Source organism: Micromonospora sp. ABR4_055 (assembly GCF_056160425.1).
In genome coordinates this window covers 1-7649 of the sequence record NZ_JBSWXD010000227.1, presented here as the reverse complement: position 1 = coordinate 7649, position 7649 = coordinate 1, and the positions used below count along the sequence as shown (strand labels likewise).

Genomic DNA, 7649 nt, shown 5'->3' with positions numbered 1-7649 from the left:
TCTCAAAGAACAAACACACACCAGCAGAACCACCCACACCAAGCAGGCAACCCCACCAGGGCCATCCGTCCCACCCGACTTCCGCCGGGCAACTTCTCTACCCTACCCGGTTGGGTTCGCGTTGTCAAGAGCTAGTTTCAACTCTCTCGCACCACCCGGATTCCCCCGCGCTTGATCCAGCCGCTTCGCGGCTGTCTTTGGTCGGGGTGTCCAGCAGACCGGCCCGCCTCGTTACCCGAGGCTCGGCCCGGCTCCCTGCCGGCTTCCTACCTTACCCGGTCGGTTTCGCAATCTCAAGTCCGGCTTGCCGGTGAGTCGCACCGCCCGCCCAGTCTGGTTCGGTGGTCTCCCACCCCATCCTGGCTGTCTGCGTTTCCGGCCGTTTTGTCCGTGTCCCGCTGACAGAGAGAAAGTTACGCGGCGCCGCGGCGGAACGCAAGTTGATCTTGAAGATTCCTGGCGTGTTCCACATATGCACAGGTCAGTGCGGGTGCAACCGGATGGGTTCGGGTCCTGACTCGGCCAGCTGTCCGGCGGCTGACCTACGCGGCGTGAGGTTCCTGGGTACCGGAAATGCCGCGTTGCGGTGCGCCCCTTCGGCGACGCCGACCTCTTCGAGCTGGCCGCCGGTCCCCCGCGCAGCGGCCGACCGTGTAACAGTGGCTCTCATGACTGTCGAAGGACCACAGGCCATCGACGCCATCTCCGCCCTACTGCTGCCGTTCTGGCAGATCGTGATCGGCGCTGTGGTGGTGGTGGCCGTGATCGTCTCGATCCACCGGCTCATCCTTCGCGGGCCGTCCCGGATGACGAAGGCGCTGCTGATCCTCGGCGGCACGATCATCAGCCTCGCGGTGATCGGCGTACTCACCTCTGGTGGTTGACGCTGCGGCCGACGTAGCCGGCGGTCCCGGCGGCACTCGTCGCCCGCCGGCGTCAGAACCGGCGGTTAGCCAGGCTCGGCAGCTCGCGCCGGATGGACTCCACCCGCTCTGGGTCGAGATCAGCGAATACGACACCGGGGACATCCGGCGCCTGGGCGACGACGACGCCCCAAGGGTCGACCACCATGCTGCGGCCGAAACAGGTACGGCCCGGCTCATGCTCGCCGATCTGGCCGGCCGCCAACACGTAGCACTGGTTCTCGATCGCCCGGGCGCGGAGCAGAACCTCGAAGTGGTCCCGCCCGGTGTGCAGCATGAACGCTGCCGGCACCACCAGGACCTGGGCGCCCAGCTCGGTCGCCAGCCGCCGGTACAGCTCAGGGAACCTCAGGTCGTAACAGATCGACAGACCGATCCGGATGCCGTCGCACTCCACCACGACCGGGTCGGCACCGGGTGCCACCCTGCTCGACTCGTGGTAGGAGACCCGACCGGGAATCTCGACGTCGTACAGGTGGATCTTCCGGTAGGTGGCGGCCAGCTGGCCCCCACGGTCGAAGACCAGGCAGGTGTTGAACGTCCGGTCCGGATCGGGCCCGCGTTCGTGGTAGGAGCCGACAACCACCCACATCCCGAGATCGCGCGCGGCGTCGGCGAAGAACCGTCCGACCGTGCCGTCGACGGGCTCGGGGGCGGGCAGCCCTGCCGCGGTGCCGAGGTAATCGACGTACTCGGGAAGCACCGCGAGATCGGCGCCGCCGGCGGCGGCCGACGAGAGCAGACCGTACGCGGTCGCCAAGTTGGCGGCCTGATCGGAGCGACTGTTCAGCTGGCAGACAGCGACACGCACGGCGGTGCTCCCTGGTTGCGTTGCGGCTAGGCCGACTTCTCCTCGCGGTCGCGCCGACGCCGGCCGGTGAACTCCCGGGGCACGATCGTCGGGTTGACGTTCTCCAGCACTGCCTCGCGGGTAATCAGGACCCTGGCGGCGTCCGGGTTGCTCGGCACCTCGTACATCACGGAGAGCAGCACCTCCTCCATGATCGCCCGCAGGCCACGGGCACCGGTGCCGCGGAGCATCGCCTGATCAGCGATGGCCTCCAACGCGCCTGGATCGAACTCCAGCTCGACGTTGTCCAACTCAAACAGACGTTGGTACTGGCGGACCAGGGCGTTGCGGGGCTGGGTCAGGATCCGGACCAGGGCCTCACGGTCCAGGCTGCGGACGTTGGTGATCACTGGGAGCCGGCCGATGAACTCCGGGATCAACCCGAACTTGAGCATGTCTTCCGGCATCACCTGGGTGAGGATGTCGTCGGTGGACCGCTCGGACACTGCCCGGAGCCGGGCCCCGAAGCCGGTGCCGCCCTGCCCGGTGCGCGACTCGATGATCTGGTCCAGGCCGGCGAACGCACCGCCGCAGATGAACAGCACGTTGGTGGTGTCGATCTGGATGAACTCCTGGTGCGGGTGTTTACGCCCGCCCTGGGGCGGCACGTTGGCCACCGTACCCTCGAGAATCTTCAGCAGGGCCTGCTGGACGCCCTCGCCGGAGACGTCCCGGGTGATCGACGGGTTCTCCGACTTACGGGCGATCTTGTCGACCTCGTCGATGTAGATGATCCCGGTCTCGGCCCGCTTGATGTCGTAGTCGGCCGCCTGGATCAGCTTGAGCAGGATGTTCTCGACGTCCTCGCCGACGTAGCCGGCCTCGGTCAGCGCGGTCGCGTCCGCTATGGCGAACGGCACGTTGAGCATCCGGGCGAGGGTCTGCGCGAGGTGGGTCTTGCCGCAGCCGGTAGGCCCGATCAGCAGGATGTTCGACTTGGCGACCTCGACGGCCTCGTTTGCCCCGGGCGCGCCGGCGGCATCCGCCTGGATCCGCTTGTAGTGGTTGTAGACGGCGACCGCGAGCGCCTTCTTGGCGTGGTCCTGGCCGACCACGTACGAGTCCAGGAACTGGCAGATCTCCATCGGCTTGGGAAGCTCTTCCCACTTGACCTCGCCGGACTCGGCCAGCTCCTCCTCGATGATCTCGTTACAGAGATCGATGCACTCGTCGCAGATGTAGACCCCTGGGCCCGCGATGAGCTTCTTGACCTGCTTCTGCGACTTGCCGCAGAAGGAGCACTTGAGTAGGTCGCCGCCGTCGCCGATCCGTGCCACCTACGTTCTCCCTGCGCTCTCGGCCGGTCTCGCCGGCCCTGGCCTAAGGACGGTCTGCCTCGTCAGTGTCGAGCACCTGCCGCCGGTCAACTCCGTCAGACGGTGCATCTCGACGTTACCCGCTGGCGGGGCAAACTCCGACCCCCAAAATCGGGTGTGTCAGAGGTCGGCCAGTCTACTCACTGCCCGGCCGACCTCTGACCGTGCGTCGTCAGCTGGCCGAGCTGCCTGCCAGCACACCCTTCTTCCGGCTGGTCAGGATGGTGTCGACCAGGCCGTAGTCGCGGGACTCCTCCGCGGTCATGATCTTGTCGCGGTCGATGTCCTTACGGACCTTCTCGACCGCCTGGTTGCAGTGCCGGGACAGCATCTCCTCCAGCTGGGTCCGCATCCGGAGGATCTCGCGGGCCTGGATCTCGATGTCCGAGCCCTGCCCGTAGCCGCCCTCGGTGGCCGGCTGGTGGATGATGATCCGCGAGTTCGGCAACGCCATCCGCTTACCGGGAGTGCCGGCGGCGAGCAGCACCGCGGCCGCGCTGGCCGCCTGCCCGAGGCAGACCGTCATGATGTCCGGCCGGACGTACTGCATCGTGTCGTAGATCGCCGTCATGGCGGTGAACGAGCCACCCGGCGAGTTGATGTACATGATGATGTCGCGGTCCGGGTCCGTGCCCTCGAGGGTGAGCAGCTGGGCCATCACGTCGTTGGCCGACGCGTCGTCCACCTGCACCCCGAGGAAGATGATCCGGTCCTCGAAGAGCTTGTTGTACGGGTTCGACTCCTTGATCCCGTACGAGGTGCGCTCCACGAACGACGGCAGGACGTACCGGTTGTGCACCGGAGCGAACCCGGGCGGCATGGTCAGGTCAGTCATCGTCGCCTTCCTCAGTTGCGGGTGCCAGCGCCGGTCGGGACCTGCGTGGCTCCAGTGATCACCCGGTCGATGAAACCGTAGTCGAGCGCCTCAGCGGCAGTGAACCAGCGGTCACGGTCCGAGTCCGCCTCGATCTGCGCCGGCTCCTGCCCGGTGTGGAACGCCACCCGCTCCTGGAACATCCGCTTGGTGTAGAGCATCTGCTCGGCCTGGATGGCGATGTCGGAGGCGGTACCACCCATCCCGCCGGACGGCTGGTGCATCATGATCCGCGCGTGCGGCAGAGCGTACCGCTTGCCCGGCGCACCGGCGCAGAGCAGCAACTGGCCCATGGACGCGGCCATACCCATCGCGATGGTGGCCACATCGTTGCTGACGTACTGCATGGTGTCGTAGATCGCCATGCCCGAGTAGACCGACCCGCCCGGCGAGTTGATGTACAGGTTGATGTCCCGGTCCGGGTCCTCGGCGGCCAGCAGCAGCAGCTGGGCGCAGATCCGGTTGGCCACCTGGTCGGTCACCTCGCTGCCCAGGAAGATGATCCGTTCCTTGAGCAGGCGGTTGAAGACCGTGTCGTCGAGGTTGCCACTGAGTGAGTCACCGCCGCGGGCCTCGCTCACCCGGTTGGGCATAGCTGGGATGTGCAGATCGGTCATGGCAGCCCTTCGCTCTCCGTGCGTCGTTAAGCCCGACATTAACCGTTGCTAACGGGCCGGGCGCCGTTCTCAGGGTGCTGTTCGCTCACAGCGCAGGGGGCCGCGACACGTGGTGCAGCGGTCACCCCGGTTGAGCAGGCGGGTGGTCCGCTACGACGAACGGGCCACCGGCCGGGCAGGAGCATCCCGGCCGACGGCCCGCAGTCGGTCACGCTCAGTGCTCGTGGTTGTGCTCGGCCTCGTTGGCTTCCCGGATGGCATCCATGCTGATCGGGTTGCCGGCGGCGTCCTTCATCGTGATCCGCTCCATCACCAGGCCGAGTGCCTTGCCCCGGCGGACGTCGCCGTAGACCGCTCCCGCCGCACCGGACCGGGCCAGCTGGTCGTAGTACTGCTGAGGCGCCATCCCGGCCCGCTGGGCGCGGTGCACGATCTCGTGGCCGAACTCGTCATCGGAGACCTGCACGTCCTCGGCGTCGGCGAGGGTGTCCAGCAGGAGCTGAATCTTGACCGCCTTCCCGGCCGCCTCGGTCAGCTCCGCGTCGATGTCGGACTCGGACTTCTCCTCGGAACCGAGGTAGTCCTCCCAGGAGGCCCCGATCCGCTCCAGCTGATCGGTCATCGCCTGCTTGCGGTGCTCGACCTCCTCGCGGACCACGCCGTCGGGTGCCGGTACGTCAGCCGCCTCGACCAACTGGTCGAGGGCCTTGTCCCGGGCGGCGTAGATCTGCTCGACCCGCTTGACCCGCTCGACCTTCTGCCGCAGGTCGTTGCGCAGCTCCTCCAGGCTGTCGAACTCGCTGGCCAGCTGGGCGAACGCGTCGTCCAGCTGCGGCAGCTCCTTCTCCTTGACGGTACGCACGGTCACCGCGACGTCCGCGTCCCGGCCAGCGTAGTCGCCGCCGACCAACTGAGTGACGAAGCTCGTCGCCGCGCCGGCGGCCAGGCCGACCAGTACCTCGTCCAGGCCGGGCAGCAACTGCTTGCTCCCGACCTCGTGGGAGAGGTTGGACGCCGAACCGCCCGGCACTTCCTCGCCGTCGACGGTCGCGGCCAGATCGATCTGGACGTAGTCGCCCTCCTGGGCCGGACGCTCGACCGTCTTCAGGGTGGCGAACCGCTCACGCAGCCCGCCGATCTGGTCCTCGATCTCCTTCTCGTCGATCTGCAGCTCGTCGACGGTGACCTCGATGGTGCTGAGATCCGGCAGGCTCAGCTGTGGCCGTACGTCCATCTCCGCAGTGAACTTCAGCGCCTCACCGTCGGTGAAGTCGGTGATCTCCACCTCCGGCCGGCCGAGCGTCTTCACCTCGTGCTCACGGACCGCGGCCAGGATGTTCTGCGGGATCGCCTCCTGGACGGCCTCGTTGAGCACCGAGCCCCGGCCGATCCGCTGGTCGATCACGGCCGCCGGCACCTTGCCCTTACGGAAGCCGGGGATGGTGACCTGCTGGGCAATCTCCCGGTACGCCTTCCGCAGGCTCGGTTCGAGCTCGACGAACGGCACCTCGATGGCGAGCCGGACCCGAGTCGGGCTCAAGGTCTCGACGGTGCTCTTCACAGGCGTACTCCTTGATGCATGTCAGTCTTGTCCGGTCGTCGCTGTCGGCGCCGGGCGCTGCTCGATGCAGCCACCCCCGCCGCGTGGCATGGCACAGCCCATCGAGTGTAGGCCTGCCGGCAGGCCGGATCGTTCTCACCCGGTGCCGAGCCGGCGGTTGACAGTCGGGGTGGCGGGATTTGAACCCACGGCCCCTCGCTCCCAAAGCGAGTGCGCTACCAAGCTGCGCCACACCCCGTGGCACCGGTCATTCTATGCCGTCGGCAATCCGCCACGCCGCCCGGTATCCCGCCGGCTGTCGGATCAGCCCTCCGCGCCGGCCGGCGGGACCCCCGTGCGGCAGACCCGCGACAACTTGTACGCTAGATGGTGTGCCCTGCTCGCCGGGGCGCCTGCGGGCGTAGCTCAATGGTAGAGCCTCAGTCTTCCAAACTGATTACGCGAGTTCGATTCTCGTCGCCCGCTCCATCGGCTCCACCGCAGGTCAGCGGCGCTACTCCCCTTCCGGTACGCCGTCGGCGGTCAGGGCGCCCTGCCCCGGCGCGGCCGGGAGGAAGATGTGGGTGTGCCCGTTGCCAGCGTCGACGTTGAGCACGTCGAGTTGTGTCGCTGCAACCGACCAAGTGGTGACCGCGATGTCCCGCTGACGGCCAGCGAGCTCCAGCAGAGTTCCACGGTCATCCTGTGGAAGGGCCAGCGCCGCCGTGTATGTGTCGACCGCGGCATCGAGCGCCCGTACCGCCGCAGCCAGACCGGAACGGGCGATGTTGACACCGGTGCCACCGGACGGCGGGTTGGCGAAGTCCTCGACCACGTCCCTGGTGATGCCCCGCCACCCTTCGACGTCTGACTGGGGAGCTGCCGGACCGGGCGGTTGGCCCGCCGGCACCGCACCGGCTAGCCCGTCGAGCACTGGCAAGAGGTTCTCCTGCGTACGGCGGGCAAGTGAGGTCAGCTCCACGATCTGGGCAGCGTTCCGCTCCTCCTCCTGCGCCTGCAGCTGCGCGACTCGGTCGTCGAGCGGTGCGGAGTCAGCTGCGTCGGTGGAGTCGCCTGCGGTCACGGCTCCGATCGGCGCAGCGAGTAGTGCGCCCAGCGCGAAAGCGATCACCAGTGGAGCCAGGCGACGAACCAACGGCGTCCCCGGCGAGGCTGGCCGGGTGGCCGGCCGGGCGGAGTCACGGGCACTGCGGCTTCGGCGATCTGCCGGCATGGTGGAGCCTCTCCACTGCTGGTGACGGGTGGGGTCACGCATAGGCTCGCCGAAGGCCGCTACGTCTCGCAGGGTGGGCCCGGCAACGGCCCGCCGAGGCCGGCGCCGAGGTCGAAACCACCCTAACGGACCTCCCTACCGCGCCGCGGGGTACCGACGTGTCGGCACCGCTGGCTGGCAGCACGGGAGCGCCACCGCCCGGGTCGGAATGATCCGCCGGGCATCGTCGTTGTGCATGGTCGCGCCACGCACTCCGGCCCGCAGCCGCCAGGCCCCGGCCAGGCGGCCCGGCGGG

General features: G+C 67.9%; 7 protein-coding genes and 2 tRNA genes. 2 read left to right on the top strand and 7 right to left on the bottom strand.

The window, feature by feature from the left end; translation table 11 throughout:
- Positions 1 to 668 precede the first annotated feature (668 nt).
- Positions 669 to 884, top strand: a complete 216-nt coding sequence (locus ACXAHD_RS30315) for a hypothetical protein (protein WP_281551037.1) — start codon at positions 669 to 671, stop codon at positions 882 to 884.
- Positions 885 to 936: 52 nt separating this feature from the next.
- On the opposite strand, the gene ACXAHD_RS30310 is transcribed toward ACXAHD_RS30315, so the two are convergent.
- From ACXAHD_RS30310 to ACXAHD_RS30285, 6 genes are all read right to left on the bottom strand, one after another.
- Positions 937 to 1734, bottom strand: coding sequence for a carbon-nitrogen hydrolase family protein (locus ACXAHD_RS30310; protein ID WP_281551038.1), 798 nt, complete (start codon positions 1732 to 1734; stop codon positions 937 to 939).
- A gap of 26 nt (positions 1735 to 1760) precedes the next feature.
- Positions 1761 to 3050, bottom strand: a complete 1290-nt coding sequence (gene clpX / locus ACXAHD_RS30305) for an ATP-dependent Clp protease ATP-binding subunit ClpX (RefSeq protein WP_281551039.1) — start codon at positions 3048 to 3050, stop codon at positions 1761 to 1763.
- 211 nt (positions 3051 to 3261) lie between these two features.
- Positions 3262 to 3924 (bottom strand): ATP-dependent Clp protease proteolytic subunit, encoded by a 663-nt coding sequence (locus tag ACXAHD_RS30300; RefSeq protein ID WP_281551040.1) that lies wholly within the window; start codon positions 3922 to 3924, stop codon positions 3262 to 3264.
- Between the two features lie 11 nt (positions 3925 to 3935).
- On the bottom strand, positions 3936 to 4580 hold the full coding sequence (locus ACXAHD_RS30295) for a ClpP family protease (RefSeq protein WP_278170716.1): 645 nt from the start codon (positions 4578 to 4580) through the stop codon (positions 3936 to 3938).
- A 214-nt stretch (positions 4581 to 4794) separates the two neighbouring features.
- Complete coding sequence (tig, locus tag ACXAHD_RS30290; protein WP_281551041.1) at positions 4795 to 6141, bottom strand: trigger factor; 1347 nt, start codon at positions 6139 to 6141, stop codon at positions 4795 to 4797.
- A gap of 164 nt (positions 6142 to 6305) precedes the next feature.
- A tRNA-Pro gene (locus ACXAHD_RS30285) sits at positions 6306 to 6379 on the bottom strand.
- Between the two features lie 156 nt (positions 6380 to 6535).
- Here ACXAHD_RS30285 and ACXAHD_RS30280 point away from each other — a divergent pair.
- A tRNA-Gly gene (locus ACXAHD_RS30280) sits at positions 6536 to 6609 on the top strand.
- Positions 6610 to 6634: 25 nt separating this feature from the next.
- On the opposite strand, the gene ACXAHD_RS30275 is transcribed toward ACXAHD_RS30280, so the two are convergent.
- Positions 6635 to 7252 (bottom strand): hypothetical protein, encoded by a 618-nt coding sequence (locus ACXAHD_RS30275; protein ID WP_281551042.1) that lies wholly within the window; start codon positions 7250 to 7252, stop codon positions 6635 to 6637.
- Positions 7253 to 7649: the final 397 nt, after the last annotated feature.

Excerpts from the sequence above, each read along its gene's own strand:
- ACXAHD_RS30300 (WP_281551040.1), bottom strand. The coding sequence starts at position 3,924 with ATGACTGACCTGACCATGCCGCCCGGGTTCGCTCCGGTGCACAACCGG.
- ACXAHD_RS30295 (WP_278170716.1), bottom strand. The coding sequence starts at position 4,580 with ATGACCGATCTGCACATCCCAGCTATGCCCAACCGGGTGAGCGAGGCC.
- ACXAHD_RS30315 (WP_281551037.1), top strand. The coding sequence starts at position 669 with ATGACTGTCGAAGGACCACAGGCCATCGACGCCATCTCCGCCCTACTG.